Below are 21,990 nucleotides of genomic sequence, written 5' to 3' on the forward strand. Positions count from 1 at the left end.
GGACGGGATGACTTCATGCGCTTGAAACTCGACGCGCGCACGCGGCGCCTGGTGCGCCGCCTGCCCGTCGTGAACGTCTATTCGCTGGCCGAGCTGCTCCTGATCGCAGGGCTGGCGACGCAGAGCGCACGGCTGGTGTGGACGCTGGTGACGCCGGTGTCGCCGCTGGGGGACTGGCGTCCGGCGACGGTCAGCGTGCCGGGGCGGCCCTATGATGTGCTCGCCGGCTTCGATCCCTTCTTCCGGCTCGGTGGCGCGCCGCAGGGGCCGGCGACGGTGACCGCGCTGCAACTGACGCTGTTCGGCATCCGCGTCGACGAGGCGTCGGGGCGCGGCTCCGCGATCCTCGCCGGGCCGGACAACGTCCAGAAGAGCGTCGCGGTCGGCGAGGAGATCCAGCCGGGCGTGCGGCTCAAGGCGGTCGCCTTCGACCATATCACCATCGATCGCGGCGGCACGGCGGAGGATTTGTTCCTCGTCCAGTCCGACGCGCCGCCACCGCCGCCGGTCGGATCGGGCGGGCTCGGCCAGACCGGCCCGATCCCCGGTGCGCCGCTCGCGCCGCCGCCCGGCGGCGCGGCGCCGATCCGCGCCGACCAGATCCGCAGCGAGATCGGCTTCATCCCGCGGATCGATTCGGGGCGTATCTCCGGCCTCGTCGTCCGGCCGCAGGGTTCGGGCGCGCTGTTCCGCAACGCCGGCCTGCGCGACGGCGACGTCGTCACCGCGATCGGCGGCCGGCCGGTCAGCGGCCCGCAGGACCTCGACCGCGTCACCGCCGATTTCGCCGGTGGCGGCAACATCCCCATCACCGTAGAACGTGGGTCGCAGACGCTCGCGCTCGCCATCACGATCGCGCCCAATCGATGAAGACCCACATGAAGACTTTCGCTTCCGCCCTGCTGCTGTCCACCGCATCGCTCGCGCTGCCGGTGGCGGCGACCGCGCAGACCACGCTCAACGTCCGCGATGCGGATATCCGCGCCTTCATCGCCGATGCCGCCAAGGTGACCGGGCGGACGTTCATCATCGACGCGCGGGTCAACGGCAAGGTGACGGTCGTCACCGACCGGCCGCTCAGCCGGTCCGAATATTTCGAGACCTTCCTGTCGACGCTGCGCGCCAACGGCCTGGTCGCGGTGCCGACCGGCAATGGCGCCTTCCGCATCCAGCCGATCGACAATGCCGCCTCGCAGCCGAGCCGCATCGGCGCGGCGGGCGCCAACCGCAACAGCTTCGTCACCGAGATCATCCGCCTGCGCTCGATCGACGCGGCGCAGGCGATCGAGACGGTGCGGCCGCTGGTCAGTGCGCAGGGCGCGGTGAGCGCCAACCGCGGCTCGAACAGCCTCGTCATCGTCGATTTCGGCGACAACATCCGCCGCATTCGCGAAGTGCTGCGCCGTGTCGATGCCGACAATGCCTCGACCCGCGTCGTCGCGCTCAAGAACGCCTCGGCCAAGGAGATCGCCGCGGCGCTGCAAGGGCTCGCCACCGGCGCACCGGGCGGGCAGGGCGGCGCGCAGGGCGGCGTCGGCACCACCGTCACCGCGGTCGACAGCAGCAATTCGGTGGTGATCCGCGGCGACGTCAACAGCGTCGCGCGGCTCGTCCAGGTCGCGCAGGATCTCGACCAGAAGGCGAAGAACGGCACCGAGATCCGTGTCGTCTTCCTCGAAAACGCCGATGCGGCGCAATTGCTGCCCGTGCTCCAGCAGCTCGTCGGCCAGACGCCGGACGCGGTGCAGGAGACGCAGCTGTCGCGCACCCAGACCGGCTTCGGCAGCAGCACCGGCGGCAGCAGCAGCACGAGCCAGCAGCGGCAGGTGACGCAGGCACCGGTGCAGCAGGCGAGCAACGCCGGCTCCGGCACGACGACGGGGAACGGCCGCCCGGCGATCTCGACCGAGGGCGGGCGCTCCGCCGCGGTGGTGACGCGCTTCCAGGGCGCCAATGCGATCGTCATCGCCGCCCCCGCCGATATCCAGCGGCAGCTGTCGGATGTCGTCCGCCAGCTCGATACGCGCCGCGAGCAGGTGCTGATCGAGGCGATCGTCGCCGAAGTCTCGGACGCGACGGTCAACAAGCTCGGCGCGCAATTCGTGCTCGCCAATCCGTCCGGCGGCGCCTTCGCCGCCTCGACCTTCTCGAACAGCGCGCCCAACATCCTCCAGATCGCCGGCGCGATCGGCGCGCGCGAGCTGTCGAACAATACGACGACGACGGTCGCCAACGGCGTCGTCACCACCGTCACCAACAATACCGCGTCGGATACGCTGACCCAGTCGGCGCTCAATTCGATCCTCAGCTCGACCGGCGGCTTCGGTGGTTTCGGCGGCAAGATCGGCGACGTGCTGTTCGGCGCGATCATCAATGCGGTGAAGAGCGACACCACCTCCAACCTGCTGCAGGTGCCGCACCTCGTCACCGTCGACAATCAGGAGGCGCACAGCCTCGTCGGGCAGGAGATTCCGATCACCACCGGGCAGGCCTTGTCGAACAATTTCGACAATACCTTCCGCACCACGCAGCGCGAGAATGTCGGCATCGAGCTGACCGCGCGGCCGCAGGTCAATTCGTCCGGCACGGTCAAGCTGATCCTGCGCCTCGAGGTGAGTTCGATCGCCGGGCCGGTGTCGAGCGACAACAGCGACCTGATCCTCAACAAGCGCGAGATCGAGACGACGCTGACCGTCGACGAGGGGCAGATCGCGGTGATGGGCGGGCTGCTCAGCGACGAGGAGCGGCGGACGATCGAGAAGATCCCGTTCCTCGGCGACATTCCGGTGCTGGGCAACCTGTTCAAGTCGAAGGCCAAGTCGCGCAACAAGACCAATTTGATGATCTTCATCCGACCGACCATCCTGCGCAGCGCGGCGGACAGCCGCAAGCTCGCCGAGCAGCGTTACGGCTATATCCGGCTGCAACAGGGATTGCAGTCGCCCGACGAGGAGCCGTCGATCGACCAGCTCGTCCGCGACTATCTGGGGGCGGCGGCGCCGATCCCCTCCGCGCCGGTGCCTGGCAATATCGACGATCCGCGCATCGCGGTGCCGATCCAGCACAACACCACCAAGGTCATCCGGCCGAGGGAGCGGTGAGGACGCGCGGATCGGCAGGCCGGCGCGGGCCGGCGGTCCGTCGCTCGGACCGGCCGATGGCGGAGCGCGGGCGGACGGTTGGATGCCTTCGCACCGTTTCGTCCCGCGCAACGCCGAGGGGAGGGTGTTGGCTTCCTCCCCCCGGATCGTCATCCCCGCGCAGGCGGGGATCCAGACACGCTAATCTCCCGGCTTTGTCGCCGCATCTGCGTCTATGGATCCCCGCCTGCGCGGGGATGACAGAAGAGGGGATGGTGTGCTCCGTCGCTATATCGTCCCGACGCCGCCGGAAAACCGGAGGCGCGGACCTCGTGGGCCCATCGCGGCTCGCCCCCGCGGGGATGACGAGGGATGGGGGCCTCCCCATCTGGCTGCTGGCGTCCCGGCATCGGTCGAGCGTGACGCGGAAAGGCGAGGTATCGGCATGATCATCCGCACTGGCGAGGCGCTCGCCGCGCCCGAACAGCTCGTTATCGACGCGGCGGCGACCGCGCCGGTCGAGCCGCTGCCGATGCTCGCCATCCCCTATGGCTTCGCGCGGCGGCACGGCGTCGTCGTCACCCATACCGAGAGCGATACGCATCTCACCGTCGCCTTGCGCGCCGGCGCCAATCCCAAGGCGCTGATCGAGGTGCGGCGCTATCTCGCCCGCCCGTTCGACGTCGCGGTGGTCGAGGCGCCGCAGTTCGACCGGTTGCTGTCCGATCAGTATGCGATGGACGGCCAGGCCAATGCGCTCGCCGCGGTCGGCATGGGCGACGAGCTCGACAGTCTCGCCGAGGGCCTGCCGACCGCCGAGGACCTGCTCGACACCGCCGACGACGCGCCGGCGATCCGGCTGATCAACGGCATCATCGCCGATGCCGCGCGCAACGGCGTGTCGGACATCCATATCGAGCCCTATGAGACCGGCCTGATCGTGCGCATGCGGATCGACGGCGTGCTGCGCGAGACGCTGCGCATGCCGCCGCACGTCGCGCCGGTCGTGGTCAGCCGCATCAAGGTGATGGCGCGGCTCGACATCGCCGAGCGGCGCGTGCCGCAGGACGGGCGCATGGGGCTGACCCTGGGCGGCAAGCTGCTCGACGTGCGCGTCTCGACGCTGCCGAGCCGGGCGGGCGAACGCGTCGTGCTGCGTATCCTCGACAAGGACAATGCCGGGATCGACCTCGACGCGCTCGGCATGGATGCGGGCATGTATGCGCTGCTGCGCGGCGCGCTCGCCGAGCCCAACGGCATCATCCTCGTCACCGGGCCGACCGGTTCGGGCAAGACCACCTCGCTCTACGGGGCGCTGCGGCTGCTCAACGACGGCAGCCGCAATATCCTCACCGTCGAGGATCCGGTCGAATATGCGGTCGAGGGCGTCGGGCAGACGCAGGTCAATCCCAAGGTCGGGCTGACCTTCGCCGCGGGGCTGCGCGCGATCCTGCGCCAGGATCCCGACGTGGTGATGGTCGGCGAGATCCGCGACCGCGAGACCGCCGAGATCGCGGTGCAGGCATCGCTGACCGGCCACCTCGTGCTGTCGACGGTCCATACCAACGACGCGGTCGGCGCGATCACCCGGATGCGCGACATGAAGGTCGAGCCGTTCCTGCTCGCCTCGACGCTGCGCGCGGTGATCGCGCAGCGGCTGGTGCGGCGGCTCTGCCCCGCCTGCCGGCGGCCGGTGTCCGGCGCGCACGGCGTCGCCGGGCTGCTCGGCATCGAGCCCGAGGCGGTCGTCTATGAGGCGGTCGGCTGCGCGGCGTGCAACCATACCGGCTTCAAGGGGCGGATCGGCGTGTTCGAGGCGGTGCGCGTCGACGATACCATCCGCCGCTACATCAACGATGGCGCCGACGAGACCGCGATCGCCGCGCATGCCTTCGCGCGGACGCCGAACCTTGCGCAGGCGGCGGAAACGCTGGTGCGCAAGGGGCTGACCACCGCGGAAGAGGCGGTGCGGGTGTCGCGGCGCGATGCGAGCGAGCCGGTGACCGAGGATGCGTGAGGGGCGGCAATTCCTCCCCGGCACGGAGCAGCGGGTCGGATCGTCCCCCGGACGATCCTTGACCATGCGGGGCATGGTCAACCCGCTGCTGGGGGCCAGCCGAAGACTGGTGGAGGGGGCTCTCCACGCAGCGCACCATCTTTGGAAGGCTCCCCTTCACTATACTGAGGCTGGTGAAGGGGGCTATTCACGCCGAGTAGCGTTCGCGGAAGCCCCCCTCCGTCACCGGTACGCGGTGCCACCTCCCCGTAGCGGGGAGAAATAGATGGCTGACTTCGACTATCTCGCCATCGACACGCGCGGGCAGGAGCAGCGCGGTCATGTTGCCGCCGCGTCGCTCGATGCGGCGCGCGCGCAGCTCGACCGGCGCAAGCTCTACGTCGTCCGCCTCGAACCGGGCGCGCCTGCGCCGGCGCAGAGCCGGCCGCTGTTCGGCATCCGTCTCGGCCGTGCGCGGATGAGCGGCAAGCAGCTCACCTTGTTCACCCGCCAGCTCGCGACGCTCAACCGCGTCTCGCCGCTCGAGGAATCCTTGCGCACCATCACCCGCCAGACCGAGCAGGACAGTGTCCGTGCGATCGTCGAGAAGGTGCATGGCGGCGTCGTCGAAGGCCGCCGGCTCGCCGATTCGATGGCGCGCGAGGGCAAGAGCTTTCCGCCGCTCTATCGCGCGATGGTCGCGGCGGGCGAAAGCTCGGGCAGCCTGCCGACGATCCTCGACCGGCTCGCCGCGCTGCTCGAACGGCAGGCGGAGATCCGCGGCAAGCTGATCACCGCGCTCGCCTATCCGACGATCCTCGCGGTGGTGGCGATGGGCGTGGTGACCGCGCTGATGGCTTTCGTCGTGCCGCAGGTGGTGCAGCAGTTCGACACGGTCGGACAGGAGTTGCCGCTGCTCACCCGCATCGTCATCGGCCTGTCCGCGCTGCTGGTCGGTTATTGGTGGCTGATCGTGCTGGTCGTCGCGGTGGTCGGCGTCGGCGGCTGGTATGCGCTGCGCGATCCGGCGTTGCGCCTCGCCTTCGACACCGGCCTGCTGCGGCTGCCGCTGCTCGGGCGGCTGCTGCGCGACCTGCATGCGGCGCGGATGTCGCGGACGCTGAGCACGATGATCGCCAGCCGGCTGCCGCTGCTGGAGGGGCTCGCGCTCACCGCCTCGACCATCCACAACCGGCGGCTGCGCGTCGCCTCCGACGAGATCGTCGACGCGATCCGCGGCGGCGGCAGCCTGTCGGCGGCGATGCGCCGCGCCGGCGTCTTTCCGCCGTTGCTGACGTATCTCGCCGCGAGCGGCGAGGCGGCGGGGCGGCTCGACGAAATGCTCGAACGCGCCGCCGATTATCTGGAGCGCGAGTTCGACCGGTTCACTGCCACCGCGCTGTCGCTGCTCGAACCGGCGATCATCGTCGTGATGGGCGGCGTCGTCGCGACGATCGTGCTATCGATCCTGCTCCCCATCCTCCAGCTCAACACGCTGGCGGGACAATGAGGGGCCAATGAGGGAAGTCATGCGTAGACCCGAACAGAAACGCCACCGTCGCGAGGGGGGTGTCACCCCCGTGAGGCGCTCCGCCGAACACGGCTTCACGCTCGTCGAACTGATGGTGGTGATCGTGATCATCGGCCTGCTCGCCGCGATCGTCACGTTCAACGTGCTGCCCGCCGGCGACAAGGGCAAGATCACCAAGGCCAAGTCGGACATCAGCACGATCGAAGGCGCGCTGGAGATGTACCGGCTGCAGATGAACAGCTATCCGACCACCTCGCAGGGACTGCAGGCGCTGGTGACCGCGCCCGCCGGGGTCAATGCCGCCGAATATCAGCGCGGCGGCTATATCAAGAAGCTGCCGCCCGATCCCTGGGGCCGGCCGTACCTCTACGCCTCGCCCGGCCAGCATGGCGAGGCCGACGTGTGGAGCCTCGGCGCCGACGGCAAGGAAGGCGGCGAGGGCGTCAACGCCGATATCACCAGCTGGCAATAACCATGACGCCGCGTCGCCGCCGCGCCGGGGAGCGCGGCTTTACCCTCGTCGAGCTGATGGTGGTGGTCACGATCATCGGCCTCGCCGCGGCGGTGGCGGTATGGAACATGCCCGATCCGCGCGGCCGGCTGGCCGACGAGGCGGCACGCTTCGCGTTGCGCGCGCGCGCGGCGCATGACGCGGCGATCGTCGAATCGCGGCCGATGAGCCTGTGGGTGACGGCGGCGGGCTATGGCTTCGACCGGCGCGGCGCGGGCCAGTGGATCGCGGTCGCCGACAAGCCGCTGCGCGTCGAGCGCTGGACGCCGGGCACCACCGCCGCGACCGGCGAGGCGAGCGGGCGGCTGCGCATCGTCTTCGATCCGACCGGGCTCGCCGACCGGCCCGCGCAGATCACGCTGAGCCGCAGCGGCGCGCGTGCGGTGATCGACATGGCCGCCGACGGCACGGTGCGGGTGGCGAGCTGATGCGTGACCGCGGCTTCACGCTGATCGAGATCATGGTCGCGCTGGCGGTGTTCAGCCTCGCCGTGCTGGCGCTGCTGCGACTCGAGAGCGCGACGATCCGCGGCGCACGTACGCTCGACGACAGCCTCCTCGCCGGGCTGGTCGCGCGCAACGTCGCCAATGACGCGATTACCGATGCCCGCCCGCCCGTGGCGGGACGCACCACGGGCAGCGAGGTCAACGGCGGCCAGAGCTGGACCTGGGTGCGCGAGGTGCGCGGCACCGGCAATGCCGCGATCGTCCGGATCGACGTCGCGGTGAGCAATCGCGCCGGGCAGATCGTCGGGCGGACCACCGCGATCCGGCCGCCGGATCAGCCGTCGTGAGGGGGCCGTCGGTGAGGGAGGTTGTCTGCGACGGAGAGTGCGTCGAGCCTCTGCGTGGGGACCGGATCACCGCGATCCATGCCCCACCCCGGCGGAGGCCGGGGTCCAGCTGGGTGGAGTTTTGCCGCAGATTATCGAGGTCCCCCAACTGGGCCCCGGCCGTCGCCGGGGTGGGGCATGGTGGGGGAAGGGCCTGCCGCCTCGTCTTCGGCCTCGGATTGTATCTGCCGGAAATCGGTCGCCGATTTCCCCAAGTGCGCGGACATCCGACTGGCAGTGTGGGGCCTGTCAAACAGCACCCGTGTTCCCGCGCCGGCGGGAATCCGGTGGCCGAACAGGACAACCGCCTGCGGCAAGACCACTGGGCTCGCGCCTGCGCGGGAGCGCTGATCGGCGGCACGCAGCCGTCGACCGGGCGGCGTGACGGCATCGCCGGCAGGCGATCCGGCACAACCTCCACACCCTCTGGCCTTGCACCTTCCACCAGCGCCCCCACCGCCGGTCGCAATCCAGTCGCACGCCCCGCGCAGGCCGGCTTCACCCTCGTCGAAGTCCTCGTCGCGCTGATGATCTTTGGCCTGCTCGCCGCGGCGGGAGTGGCGATCCTGACCTTCAGCGTGCGCGCGCAGACCGCGACCGGCAAGCGCTTCGACGAGATCGCTGCGCTCAACCGCACCGCGGCACTGCTCGCCAGCGATCTCGGCCAGGCGGTCGAGCGGCCGGCGCGCGACGAGGGCGGCACGTTGCTGCCCGCCTTCACCGGCGAGGGTGACGGGCGGATGCGCTTCGTCCGCGCCGGCTGGGCCAATGTCGACGCGGCGCCGCGCGCGAGCGCGCAGAAGGTCGCCTATCAGTTGAGCGACGGCGCCTTGGTGCGCATCGCCTATCCGATGATCGACGGCGCGGCACCGCTGCCCGCGGTGACGCTGCTCGACAAGGTCGCCGGGCTGAGCGCGCGCTATCGCTATCGCGGCGCGTGGAGCGACCGCTGGGACGGCACGCAGGGCGCGCCGTTGCCGCAGGCCGCCGAGATCATCGTGCGACGCGCCGACGGCGACGCCTTCCGCCTGATGCTGCTGGTCGGCGCGGGCAGCGGCGAACCGCCGCCCGGCGCGCAGAACATTCCCAACCCAGCCGCGACGCCGTGACGGACCATCGCGAGCGCGGCGCCGCGCTGCTCACCGTCCTGCTGCTCGTCGCGATGGTCGCGGTGCTCGCCGGCACCGCGCTCGAACGGCTGCGGCTGACGACGCGGCTCGCCGGCAACGCCCTCGCCGGCGAACAGGCGCGCGGCTATGCCCGCGCCGCGGAAGCGCTCGCGACGAGCAAGGTGACCGATATGCTCGGCACCAGTCGCGACCGCGTCACGCTCGCCGGCGGCTGGAGCAACCGGCCGTTCGGCCTGCCGCTGCCCGGTGGCGGCCTCGCGGTGGCGCGGGTGCGCGACGGCGGCAATTGCTTCAACCTCAACAGTCTGGTCAGCCGGCTCGGCCCCGGTGTCTACACGTCGACACAAAGTGCGATCAAGCGCGTCCAGTTCGTCCGGCTGATGCGATCGCTCAACGTGCCGGCGCAGGCGGCGGAGCGGATCGCCGCGGCGAGCGCCGACTGGATCGATACCGATCAGGATCAGCAGGGCAATGGCGCCGAGGACCCGGTCTATCTGGGGCGCGCGGTGCCGTATCGCACCGCCGGCACGCTGATGGCCGACCCCAGCGAGCTGCGCGCGGTCGACGGCGTCACGCCGGAGATCTACGCGACACTGCGTCCATGGCTGTGCACCTTGCCGAAGCCGGTGTCGGCGCCGATCAACATCAACACCTTGCTCCCCGAACAGGCGCCGCTGATCGCGATGCTCTTCCCCGGCAATCTGTCGGTCGCGCAGGCGCAGGCGCTGCTGCTGCGCCGTCCGCCGCAGGGGTTCAGCAGCGTCGACACCTTCCTCAACGCCGCCGGCAGCGGCGCGACGCCCGATGACCGCGGCGGCCTCAGCCTCACCTCGACCTGGTTCGCGCTGGCGATCGACGTCAGCAACGGCACCGCGCGGTTGCAGGAAAGCGCGCTGATCGACGCAAGCCGGCTTCCCGCGCGGCTCGTTGCACGGCAATGGGGCGACGACTCATGACGACGCTCCTGTTCCTTCCCGCCGGCACCCTCGGCCTTCGCTGGTGCCGCATCGACCAAGGCGCGGTGCGCTGGGGCGAGGGCGTGCCCCCCGATGCGGGCGAGGCGCCGGTTATCGTCGTGCCGCCCGCCGACGCGGTCGCGCTGCACTGGGCGGAGCTGCCGAGCCGATCGCCGGCGCAGGCGATCGCGGCGGCACGGCTGCTCGTCGCCGAGGCGAGCGCCACCCCGATCGGCGAATTGCATGTCGCGGTCGGCGATGAGGGCGAGGTCGAGGGCAGCGCCGAGCGGCCGGTCGCGGTGGTCGCCAATGCGGTGATCGCGCAATGGCTGGTCGACTGCGCCGCGATCGGCATCGATCCGCAGCATATCGTCCCGGCGCCGCTGCTGCTGCCGCGTCCCGACGAAGGCTATGTCCGCGGCACGATCGCCGGTGTCGGCGTGGCGCGCAGCCGCACCACCGGCTTTGCCGACGAAGCGCCGCTCGCCGACCTGGTGATCGGCGATACGATGCAGGAGACGCTGACTGCGCGGATGGTCGAGTCGGCGCTGGTCGCCGCGGCGGCGGCACCGGTGCTCGACCTGCGGCAGGGGCCGTTCGCGCGACGGCGGCGGCGGATCGGCATCGACTGGGCGCTGGTGCGCCGGCTGGCGCTGCTCGGCGCGGCGATCCTGCTCGTCACGCTCGCCATCGATCTCGTCCGCATCGCCAAATATAGTTTCGGCGCGGATGCGCTCGAGGCGCGGACCGAGGCGCTCGGCCGCACCGGGCTCGCCCGCGGCGAGACGGTGACCGATGTCGACCGCCAGCTCGCCGAGCGGCTGTCGGCGGTGCGCGGGCCGGGGCTCGGCTTTTCGACGACGGTCGCGGCGATCTATGCGGCGGTGCGCGCGACACCGGGGACGGAGCTGACCGCACTCGACTTCCAGTCGAACGGTAGCGTCCGGATCGGCGTCGGCGCGGCGCGCGAATCGCTGCCGACCGACCTCAAGCGCGCGCTCGAGGCGGCGGGTTTCACCGTCACCGCGGGCACGTTCCAATCCGCCAACGGAAGGGTGACGGGCGAGATGACGGTGAGCCGGCCATGACGGGAATGCGCGCCTGGTTCGCCGGACGGTCGCTGCGCGAACGGCGGATGATCCTCGTCATGCTCGCGCTGCTGGCGATCACCCTCGTGTGGGGCGGGATCATCCTGCCGGTGCGCGACGGCCTGTCGAGCGCGCGCGAACGCTATGGCGACGCGGCGGTGCGCTTCGCCGCGACGCAGGACGAGATCGACCTGCTGCGCGCCGCCGGGCGCCGCGTGCCGCTGAGCGGAACGCTCGCCGACACGCTGCGGCTGCGCGCCGATGCGGCCGGGCTGACGCTCGCCAGCGTCGACGAATCGGGCGCGGGCCGCGTCCATGCGACGATCCAGGCGGCCAAGCCCGGCGCGCTCGCCCGCTGGTTCGGCGGACTTGAGGCGAGCGGCATCCTGATCGAATCGGCGAACTGGCGCGACAATCAGGACGGCAGCGTCGCGGTCGACTTCGTCGTGCGGGCGCGCGCGGCATGACCCGCATCCGCCTGCGCACCGGGCCGGTCGCGCTGTTCGGCGCGGCGCTGGTGATCGCGCTGCTGATCTTCCTGCCGATGCGGCTGGTGCTCGGCATCGTCGGGCTGGGGCAGCAGGGATTTTCCGCCCGCACCGTCGAAGGCAGCGTGTGGGACGGGCGGCTCAACGAGGCGCGATTCGGCACGCTGCCGTTGGGCTCGCTCGACGCCAGCCTGTCGCCCTTCGCGCTGCTGCTCGGCCGCGCCCGCGTGTCGGTCCATGGCGATCCCGGCCTGATCGACGGCGCGATCACGCTCAGCCGGCATGGCCAGGGAATCGACGGGATGACCGCGACCTTGCCGACCGGCGGCGCCTTCGCGCCGCTGCCGGTGAGCCAGCTGTCGCTCGAGGCGGTCACCGTCCACTTCACCGACGGTCTGTGCGATTCGGCGGAGGGGCGGGTGCGCGCGCGGCTGATCGGCGAGGCGGCAGGGATCGCCCTGCCGGCCGAGGTATCGGGCAATGCCCGCTGCGACGGCGGCGCGCTGCTGCTGCCGCTCGCCAGCCAGTCGGGGAACGAGGCGATCGATCTGCGCATCACCGGCAACGGCCGCTACACCGCGGCGCTGCGCCTCGTGCCGGCCGATCCGGCGGCGGGGGAGCGGCTGACCGCGGCAGGGTTCGTCGCCGGGCAAGGCGGTTACCGACTTTCGGTCGAGGGCAGCTTCTGACGGCCTTGACGGCGCGGTGCTGTCCGCTTAGGGGCGCAATCCTTCGCGGCGACCGTAGTTCAATTGGTTAGAGCGCCGGCTTGTGATGCCGGAAGTTGCGGGTTCAAGTCCCGTCGGTCGCCCCATCTCTCCGCCCTCGGTCCATTTCGGGGCTAGTCAACGGCGTCGAGAAACAATATTACGAGACGCAGCAATTTTGTGCCATCGCACGGCTCGAGCCGTCGTGGGGCCGGACAGCGGAGTAAGCTATGACGTCGGTGTGGGATCTTCCTGACTTCGATTCGCACGAGGGCGTGCATACCTTCACCGATCGCGCCTCCGGTCTGCGCGCCATCATCGCCGTCCATTCGACCCATCTCGGGCCGGCGGCGGGCGGCGCGCGCTTCTGGCATTATGCCGCGGGCGATCTCGCCGTCACCGACGCGCTGCGCCTGTCGCGCGGGATGAGCTTCAAGAATGCGATGGCGGGCCTCGCGCTCGGCGGCGGCAAGGGCGTGATCCTCGCCGACCAGCCCGGCGCGGTGATCAGCGACGAGCGGCTGCGCGCCTTCGGCCGCGCGGTCGAATCGCTCGGCGGCACCTATGTCACGGCCGAGGATGTCGGCATGTCCGAAGCGCGGATGAAGGTGATCGCCAGCGAGACCAAGTTCGTCAGCGGCCTGCCGGTGGCGAGCGGCGCCGCGGGCGGCGACCCCGGTCCCTACACCGCGCACGGCGTCTATCTCGGCGTCAAGGCGGCGGCCAAGCGTGGGCTGGGCAGCGACGACATGCGCGGCGTCCATGTCGCGATCCAGGGCGTCGGCTCGGTCGGCGGCGGGCTTGCCCGGCTGCTCGCCAAGGACGGCGCGCGGCTGACGCTCGCCGATGTCGATGCCGAGCGCGCCAAGGCGCTGGCGGCGGAACTCGGCGCGGAGACGGTCGCGGCGGGCGCGATCCTCGGCGTCGAGGCGGATATCTTCAGCCCCAATGCGCTGGGTGCGATCCTCACCGAGGCGACGATCCCGACGCTGGTCGCCAAGGTGGTGGCGGGCGGCGCCAACAACCAGCTCGCCACGCGCGAGGATTACGACCGGCTGCATGCGCGCGGCATCCTCTACGCGCCCGATTACGTCATCAACGCGGGCGGCATCATCAACGTCGGCCTCGAATATCTCGGCCAAGGCGACGAGGCCGAGGTGATGGCCCGGATCGCCAAAATCCCCGCGCGGCTCGACGAGGTGTGGGACGAGAGCGAGCGCACCGGCCGCCCGGCGGCGGAGGTCGCGGACACGATCGCGCAGCGGCTGATCGGGCGGGGGTGAGGCGTGGGGCGGCGAGGCGAGACGTGTGCTTGCGTTTCGTCGCCGCCCAGCGCCTGCCGTCACCCCGGACGTGGTCCGGGGTCCACCGTGCCGCCTGACCAGTTGATGCCGGACAAAGTCCGGCATCACGGCGCGGCTTCTGCAGGCGTTTCGCGAAAGCCGCGCGCCCGGTTCCCGCCGTTGCAAGTCGTTGATCAGCTTGGCTACTGGGGTCCCACTTTCGCGGAAACACGAGGCGTGGGAGGCGGATCCCTTCTGCCGGAGCAGATCTACCCGAAATCGAAGAGGACAGCGGCGCGATTAAGCCAAGCCGTCTTGTCCTTCGCAGCGCGATGGACGGCGCACGACATGGGCTGAGCCGGATCGTGCCGGTCGGGTCCGTCGGACATCCTCCTCCGACATTGCCATAACGGGTGACGCGGCACGCAAAGCTTTCTATGACTGCCGGCAACCGTGCCGAGCCTTCATGCCCTTGCCAATCCCGCGCGTTTTCTGGCGATCGCCCGACCGGCGACGCCGCTGCTGACCTGCGCCGGATTGCTGCTGCTGGGCATCGGCTGCTGGGCCGGGCTGACGCAGACGCCGCCCGATTATCTGCAGGGCGACAGCGTCCGCATCCTCTATATCCATGTGCCGGCGGCGTGGCTCGGCATGGGCGGGTGGAGCGGGCTGGCGGCGAGCAGCATCGCCTTCCTCGTCTGGCGGCATCCGCTCGCCGCGGTCGCCGCGCGCGCGATCGCGCTGCCGGGAGCGGTGTTCGCCGCGGTGTGCCTCGTCACCGGCTCGATCTGGGGGCGGCCGACCTGGGGGACGTGGTGGCAGTGGGACGGGCGGCTGACCTCGATGCTGCTGCTGTTCTTCGTCTATTGCGGCTATATGGCGCTCGCCCGCGCCGATGCCGAACGGGGCGGCGACGGGCGGATCCCGGCGCTCTACGGCATCGCCGGCACCGCCCTGCTGCCGATCATCCGCTATTCGGTGATCTGGTGGAATACGCTGCACCAGGGGCCGTCGATCGGCCTGACCCGCTCGACGATCGCCGGCAGCATTCTCTGGCCGCTCGGCTTCACGATGAGCGGCTTTACGCTGTTGTTCGCTGGCATCGTGCTGATGCGGATGCGCGCGGCGCTGGCGCGGCTGCGCAGCGAGGCGCGGATGCGGCGGATGGCGCGGTCGTGAACGCCTGGCCCTTCGTCATCGCCGCTTATGCCATCGCGCTCGGCGCCGCCGCCGCTTTGGCGCTGGCGAGCTATCTGGCGATGAAGCGCGCCGAGAAATGAGCCCCAAGCATCAACGGCTGACGCTGGCGCTGCTCGGCGTCGCGGCGATCGTCGCCGCCGCCTTGCTGGCGATGTCGGCGCTCAAGGATCAGGCAAGCTTCTTCTATGCGCCGTCCGACGTGGCGAAACAGGGCCTGCCGCTCGGGCGCGCGGTGCGGCTCGGCGGGATGGTGCAGGCGGGGTCGATCCGCCGCGCCGGCGACGGCGTCACGGTGCATTTCGTCGTCGGCGACGGGATCGCGACGACGCCAGTGACCTTCGCCGGCATCGTCCCAGACCTGTTCCGCGAGCGCTCGGGTGTCGTCGCCGAGGGGCATTTCAATCGCGACGGCAGTTTCACCGCGACCAATTTGCTCGCCAAGCACGACGAGAAATACATGCCGCCCGAACTCGCCGGCAAGATGCACGAGACGCGGACGCTCGAACGATGACCGCCGAACTCGGTCTCGCCGCTCTGTGGCTCGCCGCCGCGCTCGCCGCCCTGCAGGTGGCGATGGCCGCGCTCGGGCTGGCGCGCGGGCAGGCGGCGCCGACCGCGGCGGTGCGGCCGATCGCGATCGTCCAGGGCGGGCTCGCCGCGCTGGCGATGGCGGCGCTGATCGCGCTGTTCCTCGCCAGCGACATGTCGGTGCGACTGGTCGTCGAGAACAGCCATTCGGCCAAGCCGTGGCTGTACAAATTCGCCGGCGCCTGGGGCAATCACGAAGGATCGATGCTGCTGTGGGTGACGATCCTCGGTCTTGCCGGCGGCGCGGTCGCGATCTTCGAGCGGCGGCTGCCCGAGCGGACGCTGATCGCGACGCTGGGCGCGCAGGCGGTGATCGCGCTCGGCTTCTACGCCTTCCTGCTCGCCGCCTCCAACCCGTTCGCGCGGGTCAGTCCCGCGGCGCGCGACGGGCTCGGGCTCAATCCGCTGTTGCAGGATCCCGGCCTCGCCTTCCATCCGCCGACGCTCTACATCGGCTATGTCGGCATATCGGTCGCTTTCTCCTTCGCGGTCGGCGCGCTGATCACGCGCGACGTCGGCCCGGTCTTCGCCAAGGCGATGCGGCCGTGGGTCCTGGGGGCGTGGATCTTCCTGACGCTCGGCATCACCGCGGGCAGCTATTGGGCCTATTACGAACTCGGCTGGGGCGGCTGGTGGTTCTGGGACCCGGTCGAGAATGCCTCGCTGATGCCGTGGCTGGCCGCGACCGCTCTCCTGCATTCGGTGACGGTGCTGGCGACGCGCGACGGCCTGCGCGCCTGGACGGTGATGCTCGCGGTGGTCGCCTTCTCGATGTCGATGATCGGCACCTTCCTCGTCCGTTCGGGCATATTGACCAGCGTCCACGCCTTTGCGGTCGATCCGGTGCGCGGCCGGTTCATCCTCGTCCTGCTCGCGCTCTATACCGGCGGCGCGCTCGCCCTGTTCGCGGCGCGGATCGGCACGGTGCGCGCCGGCACCACCTTCACGCTCGTCAGCCGCGAGGGCGGGCTGGTGCTCAACAACCTGCTGCTTTCGGTGATCCTCGGCGTCGTGCTGATCGGCACGCTCTATCCGCTCGTCGCGGCGGAGTTCGGCGTGCAGCTGTCGGTCGGACCGCCGTTCTTCAACGCCGCGGCGGGGCCGATCGCGCTCGCACTCGTGGTGGCGATGGCGGTCGGACCGCTGCTGCGCTGGCGACGCGACGATGCGGCGGCGCTGCTCGACCGGATGATCTGGCCGATCGCCGCGGCGGGCTTCACCGGCGCCGGGCTCGTCGCGCTCGCGCCGCCGGGGGTGATGCCGCTGCTCGGCCTGAGCCTCGCTGCGGGACTGGCGGTGGCGAGCGTGCTGCCGGTGATCGGGCGCAATCCGTGGCGGACGCCGCTGTTCACCTGGGGCATGGTGGTCGCACATCTCGGCATCGCGGTCAGCCTCGCCGGCATGGCGTGCGACAGCGCCTATACCGCGGAGACGCTGATCGCCGCGCGGGTCGGCCAGCCGGTGCGGGTCGGGCCGTTCACCGTGCGGCTCGACGGGATCAAGCCGGTGATCGGCGACAATTGGTCGGCGCTCGAGGCGCGGCTGAGCGCGACGCGCGACGACGACACGATCGTGCTGCGGCCGCAGTCGCGCTTCTTCGCCGACCCCGTCACGACGACGAGCGAGAGCGCGATCGCCACCTTCCGCGACGGCCAGCTCTACACCGTGCTCGGCCGCCCGGACGGGGAGGGGCGCTGGCAGCTGCGCCTGTGGTGGAAGCCGTTCGTGACGCTGATCTGGTTCGGCGGCGGGTTGATCGCGCTGGGCGGGCTGCTGTCGCTGGTCGGACGCTGGCGGCGTGAGCGGCGCGCGGCGGTGCGCGAGGCCTGGGCATGAGGCGCGTGCTGCTGTGGACGCCGCTGGTCGCGTTCGTGATCGTACTGGCGGTGGTGGCGAGCGGCCTGTTCCGCCCGGCGGATCGCACCGTCCGCTCGGCGCTGATCGGCAAGTCGCTCCCCGACGTGACGCTGCCGGCGATCGCGCCCGGCAAGCCCGGCCTGTCCAACGCCAGCCTCCGCCACGGGGGGCCACGCCTGCTCAACATCTTCGGCAGCTGGTGCATCCCCTGCGCCGCCGAGACGCCGCAATTGCTGCGGCTGAAGGCGATGGGCGTGCCGATCGACGGTATCGCGATCCGCGACACGGCGCCCGACCTGCGCGACTTCCTCGCCCGCTACGGCGATCCCTATCGCGCGATCGGCAACGATGCGCAGAGCCGCGTGCAACTGGCGCTCGGCTCGGCGGGGGTGCCGGAAAGCTTCGTGATCGACGGCAACGGGACGATCGTGCTCCAGCACGTCGGCGTCATTGGCGCCGACGATGTCGAGGCCATTGCGGCGGCGGTGCGGAGCGCGCGATGAGGCGGCTGCTGCTTCCGCTGGCGCTGCTCGCCGCCCCCGCGCTCGCCGATCCGACGACGCCGCCCTCCGCGCTCGCCGACACGCAGTTGCGCGATCCCGCGCAGGAGGCGCAGGCGCGCGCGCTGATGACGACGCTGCGCTGCCTCGTCTGTCAGGGCCAGTCGATCGCCGACAGCGATGCAAGCATGGCGGGCGACATGCGCGCGCTGGTGCGCAGCCGCATCGCTGCGGGCGAGCGGCCGGCGGCGATCCGCACCTGGCTGGTCGAACGCTATGGCGATTACGTCAGCTACGATCCGCCGCTGGGGCCGGCGACCTGGCCGCTGTGGCTGGCGCCGGTGGCGCTGCTCGTCGTCGGCGCGCTGATCGCCCGGTCCAGCTTCCGGCGGCGGCGCTGATGGGCTGGATCGCGCTCCTGTTGCTTGCGGCGGCGGCGATGGCGGCGTTGGTGCTGCTGCGCGTCGACCGGCTGCTCTGGTCGATGGTCGGCGCGGCGCTGATGCTCGGCGCGGCGGGCTATGCCTGGCAGGGGTCGCCGATGCTCGCGGCGAGCCCGGCGCAACCCGATCGCCTGCGCGTCGCCGAGGACCCGTCGCTGGTCGATCTGCGCGAACGGATGCTCGGTCGCTTCACCGCCGATGCCGCCTATCTGATCGCGGCGGATGCGATGAGCCGCGCCGGCGATACGCGATCGGCGGCGCGCGCGATCCTCGGCGGGCTCAACCGCTATCCGCAGAGCCTTATGCTGTGGACCGGGCTCGGCACGACGCTGGCGATGCATGACGGCAACCAGCTGTCGCCGCCGGCCGTGTTCGCCTTCCAGCAGGCGATCCGCCTCGCGCCGGAGCATCCCGCGCCGCTCTTTTTTCTCGGCCTCGCACAGGTGCGGGCGGCCGACTATGTCGCGGCGCGGCGGTCTTGGGCGCGCGCGCTGGCGCTCTCCCCGGCGCAGGCTTCCTATCGGCGCGACATAGCGGTGCGGCTCGCCCTGCTCGATCGGCTGCTGGCGGAGCGGGGATGACGTTGCGCCGGCCGACGGCCGCGGCGCGCCTCAGTCGTGCGTCCGGCCGCTGAACAATGTCCGCGTCGCGCCGGCGACCCAGACCTGTCCCGCCTCGTCCTGCGACACATGGATGCGTCCGGTCCGCCCGAGCCGCGTGCCCTGCGCGGCGACATAGCTCCCGCGTGCCCGGCCGCTGGCGAACAGCCACTGCCCGACCGAAGCGTTGAGGCTGCCGGTCACCGGATCCTCGATCAGGCCACCGTGGGCATCGGTGAAGAGGCCGCGCAGCTCGAACGCGACGGCGGCGCCCGGCGGATGCGGGCCGACGATGCCGATATCGACCGGCTCGGGATGGTGCCGCACGGGCTCGACCGCGAGCACCGCCGCCGCCGATTCGAGCATCACCGCGATCCAGCCGGGGCCATTGTCCGCCCAGGCGGCATCGACGATCGCCGTGCGGTCGATGCGCAACAGGCCGGCGACGCGGGCGATGTCCGCCTCGTCCGGCCGGCCGCCGCGCAGCAGCGGCGGTGCGGCGAAGGCGAGCCGATCGCCGTCGCGCCGCAGCGTGACCGGGCCGACCCCGCATTGCTGCACGATGACGCCGTCCCGCTTCGGCTCGCCCCCCGCTTCCAGCCAGGCGTGTGCGCTGCCCAGCGTCGGGTGGCCGGCAAAGGGCAGCTCCTGCGCCATGGTGAAGATGCGGACGCGATAGTCGGCCGCCGGATCGGTCGGCGGCAGCAGGAAGGCCGTTTCGGAGAAGTTGAGCCAGGCGGCGATGGCCTGCATCGCGTCCGTCGTCAGTCCCTCCGCATCGGTGACGACCGCCAGCGGATTGCCGGTCAGCGGTTCGGTGCCGAAGACGTCGACGAGGCGGAAGGGGCGGGACATGGCGACTCCTGTCGATGGGGCACGTATCTATCCGCACCGGACCGAGGCGGGCAAGGCAGGCTGCCGTCGGGGACCGGCGCCGCGACCCGGTTCGGCGAGGCATGGCGCGGATCGTCGACAAGGCCTTGATCTGTCCGGTATTGCCGGTTGCGCCAATGGCGCTGGCGGTTCACCATCCGGGGATGATCAGCCTGTTCGCCGTCGCCCTCGTCCTGCAACCGGTCGCGGCGGCCGCATCGGCGGTACAGCCCGGCGCGTGGGACGTCTCCTCGAAGGTCGTCGACCTCACCCTGCCGGGCGTCCCCGGTTTCCTGATCCGCATGGCGCGCGGCAAGACCAAGGCCGAGCGCAAGCAGCTGGCGGCGGGGCAGGGGGTGGAGGCGCTGCTCGCACCCGATCCCAAGGCGCAATGCCGGATCGAGAGCCAGAGCGTCGCCGACGGGCGCTACGCGCAGACGCTCGCCTGCCCGCAGAAGAAGGGCACGCCGGTCCGTATCGTCCGGACCGGCAGCTATGACGCGACCGGGTTCGCCGGGCAGGCGATCGTCACCGGGACGACGCCCAAGGGCGCCCTGCGCATCATCCTCGAACAGCGGGCGAGCCGCGTCGGCGGCTGAGCGCACCGCGCCGGGGGGCGATCAGACGATCCAGCGCCAGATGCCGGCAGGCCAGCCGGCGAGCGGGATATGCGCCCAGGTCGCCGCGAGCCACAGGATCGGCCCGCCCAGGAGCGCAGGCGCGCCGAAACCGCCGAACCGCGCGCGTCCGGTAAGGATCGCGGCGAAGGGCAGCAGGCTCGTCCGTGCCTGCCAGACCGGCCAGCCGTCCGGATCGCGCGCCGCCTTCTTGCGATCCTGCATGACGGCGCCGACCAGCGACAGGCCGATGATCGCGCCCGCGAGGATGATCGTCCTGGTCATCGGGTCGACGAGGACGTGCGCCCCACCCCACAGGGCGAAAGACCAGAGCATCGGGTGGCGGGTCACGGCATAGACGCCGCGCGCCGATGCGGCGGCGGGGGCGAGCGGTGATCCGGCCAGCGCCGGATTGCCGACCAGCGAGCCGATCAGCAGGATCGACGCGATCAGCATCACCAGGGTCGCCACCGCCCAAAGCCCGTCGCCGACCGGCCAGAGCGGCATATCGCCGGGCGCGGCGCGATAGGCGTGGACCATCGCCGCGAGCGTCGCCAGCGCGACCAGCGAATAGACGGCGAGAAACGCCCGCTCGCCGATCCTGCCGGCCAGGGGTCGTCGCAACGGATGCGACAGCAGAAGGTGCGTCCCGACGAAGGTCGCGGCGCAGGCCAGCAAGGATCCCATGCCCGTCATCGCTCTCTGGCTCCGCCACGATTGCCGCCCGATCATGCCCGCTGCCGGCGGACCGGTCCATCCTTCGCCGGTATCGCGACAGGCTCACCGTCGGGGGATCAGCCATCCTTCGTCAGCGAGCCAGTCGGCGAGGCGATCCGGCCAGTGCAGGATCGAGATGCGGTCGTTATGGACCGCAAGGTTGAAGCCGTGATCGGTATCGGCGAACATATGCAGCTCGGCGGAGACGCCGGCCTCGCGCAATTGCGTGTACAAGGCGACGGCCGGCGCGGCGCAGCAGGCGTCGCGCGATCCCCCGGCGATGAACGCGGGCGGCGCGCCGGCGGCGGCGCTCGCCGGGATGCCGAGCGGCCCCGGATAGACCAGCACCTGAAAGTCCGGCCGTGCCGAGACGCGATCGATCGCATCGTCCGATGTGCGCGCGGGCGGCGGCGGATGATCGGCGACCAGCGACACCAGCTCGCCGCCCGCGGAAAAGCCCATCACGCCGATCCGGTGCGGGTCGACGCCATAGTCGCGCGCGTGGGCACGCACCCAGCGGATCGCCCGCCGCGCATCGGCAGCCGCATCACCTTCGATCGTGTAGGGCGAGCCGGGTTCGCGCGCGAGCCGGTATTTGAGCACGAATGCGGTGACGCCATAGCGGTTGAGCGCGCGCGCCGGAACGAGCCCTTCATTCTCGAACACCAGCATGCGGTGCCCGCCACCGGGCAGGATGACGATGCCGACGCCATTCGCGCGCGCCGGATCGGGCCGCAGCACGGTCAGCGACGGGCGATGGACGTTGTGGACGTAGACGCCGGCCTCCAGCCGCTCCGGCTCGTCCGCATGCCGCGCCGACCCCGGCGCCCCGGCTGGCCAGATCGCGACCGCGGCGTCTCCCGAGGTCGGCCCAGCCGCCGCGGCGGAGGTGAGGGCAAGCAACGGGGCGACAATCGAGGGCAGAAAGCGCACGGACATTCCTCTTCGTCGGCAGCGCGAGGGGACGGTGCGCCGACGATGGGGCGCCGCCGGG

23 protein-coding genes and 1 tRNA gene are annotated in these 21,990 nt (G+C 71.1%); 21 read left to right on the forward strand and 3 right to left on the reverse strand.

Features of this window, described 5'->3' with window-relative positions:
- The first annotated feature begins 15 nt into the window (after window positions 1-15).
- From V8201_RS07885 to V8201_RS07980, 20 genes are all read left to right on the forward strand, one after another.
- Window positions 16-870, forward strand: coding sequence for a type II secretion system protein N (locus V8201_RS07885; protein WP_037534891.1), 855 nt, complete (start codon window positions 16-18; stop codon window positions 868-870).
- An 8-nt stretch (window positions 871-878) separates the two neighbouring features.
- Window positions 879-3,101, forward strand: coding sequence for a type II secretion system secretin GspD (gspD, locus tag V8201_RS07890; RefSeq protein WP_336544941.1), 2,223 nt, complete (start codon window positions 879-881; stop codon window positions 3,099-3,101).
- A 424-nt stretch (window positions 3,102-3,525) separates the two neighbouring features.
- A complete protein-coding gene (locus V8201_RS07895) occupies window positions 3,526-5,097 on the forward strand; it encodes a GspE/PulE family protein (protein WP_336544942.1) in 1,572 nt (523 codons plus the stop codon).
- Between the two features lie 265 nt (window positions 5,098-5,362).
- Entirely contained in the window at window positions 5,363-6,586 is a 1,224-nt protein-coding gene (gspF, locus tag V8201_RS07900) for a type II secretion system inner membrane protein GspF (RefSeq protein WP_037534890.1), read from the forward strand.
- Between the two features lie 19 nt (window positions 6,587-6,605).
- Window positions 6,606-7,079 carry a type II secretion system major pseudopilin GspG gene (gspG, locus tag V8201_RS07905; RefSeq protein ID WP_271300719.1) on the forward strand — a complete coding sequence of 158 codons (474 nt, stop codon included), beginning with the start codon at window positions 6,606-6,608 and terminating at the stop codon, window positions 7,077-7,079.
- Between the two features lie 2 nt (window positions 7,080-7,081).
- Window positions 7,082-7,546, forward strand: a complete 465-nt coding sequence (locus tag V8201_RS07910; RefSeq protein WP_081793082.1) for a GspH/FimT family pseudopilin — start codon at window positions 7,082-7,084, stop codon at window positions 7,544-7,546.
- Window positions 7,546-7,911, forward strand: a complete 366-nt coding sequence (gene gspI, locus V8201_RS07915) for a type II secretion system minor pseudopilin GspI (protein WP_037534889.1) — start codon at window positions 7,546-7,548, stop codon at window positions 7,909-7,911. Before V8201_RS07910 ends, gspI begins: the two co-directional genes overlap by 1 nt.
- A 326-nt stretch (window positions 7,912-8,237) precedes the next feature.
- Window positions 8,238-9,059 carry a type II secretion system minor pseudopilin GspJ gene (gene gspJ / locus V8201_RS07920; protein ID WP_336544943.1) on the forward strand — a complete coding sequence of 274 codons (822 nt, stop codon included), beginning with the start codon at window positions 8,238-8,240 and terminating at the stop codon, window positions 9,057-9,059.
- Complete coding sequence (gene gspK, locus V8201_RS07925) at window positions 9,056-10,036, forward strand: type II secretion system minor pseudopilin GspK (RefSeq protein ID WP_336544944.1); 981 nt, start codon at window positions 9,056-9,058, stop codon at window positions 10,034-10,036. Before gspJ ends, gspK begins: the two co-directional genes overlap by 4 nt.
- Complete coding sequence (gspL, locus tag V8201_RS07930; RefSeq protein ID WP_336544945.1) at window positions 10,033-11,124, forward strand: type II secretion system protein GspL; 1,092 nt, start codon at window positions 10,033-10,035, stop codon at window positions 11,122-11,124. Before gspK ends, gspL begins: the two co-directional genes overlap by 4 nt.
- Window positions 11,121-11,591 carry a type II secretion system protein M gene (locus V8201_RS07935; protein WP_037534886.1) on the forward strand — a complete coding sequence of 157 codons (471 nt, stop codon included), beginning with the start codon at window positions 11,121-11,123 and terminating at the stop codon, window positions 11,589-11,591. Before gspL ends, V8201_RS07935 begins: the two co-directional genes overlap by 4 nt.
- Window positions 11,588-12,301 (forward strand): type II secretion system protein N, encoded by a 714-nt coding sequence (gspN, locus tag V8201_RS07940; protein WP_037534885.1) that lies wholly within the window; start codon window positions 11,588-11,590, stop codon window positions 12,299-12,301. The genes V8201_RS07935 and gspN overlap by 4 nt, the downstream gene beginning before the upstream one ends.
- Before the next feature lie 48 nt (window positions 12,302-12,349).
- Window positions 12,350-12,426, forward strand: a tRNA-His gene (locus V8201_RS07945).
- Window positions 12,427-12,549: 123 nt separating this feature from the next.
- Window positions 12,550-13,602, forward strand: coding sequence for a Glu/Leu/Phe/Val dehydrogenase family protein (locus tag V8201_RS07950; RefSeq protein WP_037534884.1), 1,053 nt, complete (start codon window positions 12,550-12,552; stop codon window positions 13,600-13,602).
- Between the two features lie 453 nt (window positions 13,603-14,055).
- Window positions 14,056-14,781: a heme ABC transporter permease CcmC gene (gene ccmC, locus V8201_RS07955; RefSeq protein ID WP_037534883.1), complete on the forward strand. Its 726-nt coding sequence runs from the start codon at window positions 14,056-14,058 to the stop codon at window positions 14,779-14,781.
- A gap of 97 nt (window positions 14,782-14,878) precedes the next feature.
- Window positions 14,879-15,313, forward strand: coding sequence for a cytochrome c maturation protein CcmE (ccmE, locus tag V8201_RS07960; protein WP_037534882.1), 435 nt, complete (start codon window positions 14,879-14,881; stop codon window positions 15,311-15,313).
- On the forward strand, window positions 15,310-17,226 hold the full coding sequence (locus tag V8201_RS07965) for a heme lyase CcmF/NrfE family subunit (protein ID WP_336544946.1): 1,917 nt from the start codon (window positions 15,310-15,312) through the stop codon (window positions 17,224-17,226). Before ccmE ends, V8201_RS07965 begins: the two co-directional genes overlap by 4 nt.
- The gene (locus V8201_RS07970) at window positions 17,223-17,750 is read left to right on the forward strand and encodes a redoxin family protein (protein WP_336544947.1); all 528 of its coding nucleotides are present in this window, start codon (window positions 17,223-17,225) and stop codon (window positions 17,748-17,750) included. Before V8201_RS07965 ends, V8201_RS07970 begins: the two co-directional genes overlap by 4 nt.
- The gene (locus V8201_RS07975; RefSeq protein ID WP_037534879.1) at window positions 17,747-18,148 is read left to right on the forward strand and encodes a cytochrome c-type biogenesis protein; all 402 of its coding nucleotides are present in this window, start codon (window positions 17,747-17,749) and stop codon (window positions 18,146-18,148) included. Before V8201_RS07970 ends, V8201_RS07975 begins: the two co-directional genes overlap by 4 nt.
- Window positions 18,148-18,771 (forward strand): tetratricopeptide repeat protein, encoded by a 624-nt coding sequence (locus V8201_RS07980; RefSeq protein WP_336544948.1) that lies wholly within the window; start codon window positions 18,148-18,150, stop codon window positions 18,769-18,771. Before V8201_RS07975 ends, V8201_RS07980 begins: the two co-directional genes overlap by 1 nt.
- 30 nt (window positions 18,772-18,801) lie before the next feature.
- On the opposite strand, the gene V8201_RS07985 is transcribed toward V8201_RS07980, so the two are convergent.
- Window positions 18,802-19,644 (reverse strand): PhzF family phenazine biosynthesis protein, encoded by an 843-nt coding sequence (locus V8201_RS07985; protein ID WP_271300729.1) that lies wholly within the window; start codon window positions 19,642-19,644, stop codon window positions 18,802-18,804.
- Between the two features lie 101 nt (window positions 19,645-19,745).
- On the opposite strand from V8201_RS07985, the gene V8201_RS07990 reads away from it, so the two are divergent.
- Window positions 19,746-20,261: a DUF3617 domain-containing protein gene (locus V8201_RS07990; protein ID WP_271300730.1), complete on the forward strand. Its 516-nt coding sequence runs from the start codon at window positions 19,746-19,748 to the stop codon at window positions 20,259-20,261.
- A gap of 21 nt (window positions 20,262-20,282) precedes the next feature.
- Here the strand turns inward: V8201_RS07990 and V8201_RS07995 are convergent, their stop codons facing one another.
- Together V8201_RS07995 and V8201_RS08000 are read right to left on the reverse strand one after the other, a co-directional pair.
- A complete protein-coding gene (locus tag V8201_RS07995; RefSeq protein ID WP_336544949.1) occupies window positions 20,283-20,975 on the reverse strand; it encodes an NnrU family protein in 693 nt (230 codons plus the stop codon).
- Window positions 20,976-21,059: 84 nt separating this feature from the next.
- Complete coding sequence (locus tag V8201_RS08000) at window positions 21,060-21,935, reverse strand: alpha/beta hydrolase (RefSeq protein ID WP_373276468.1); 876 nt, start codon at window positions 21,933-21,935, stop codon at window positions 21,060-21,062.
- Window positions 21,936-21,990 lie beyond the last annotated feature (55 nt).

Source organism: Sphingomonas kyungheensis (genome assembly GCF_037120395.1).
GTDB classification, from domain to species: domain Bacteria; phylum Pseudomonadota; class Alphaproteobacteria; order Sphingomonadales; family Sphingomonadaceae; genus Sphingomonas; species Sphingomonas kyungheensis.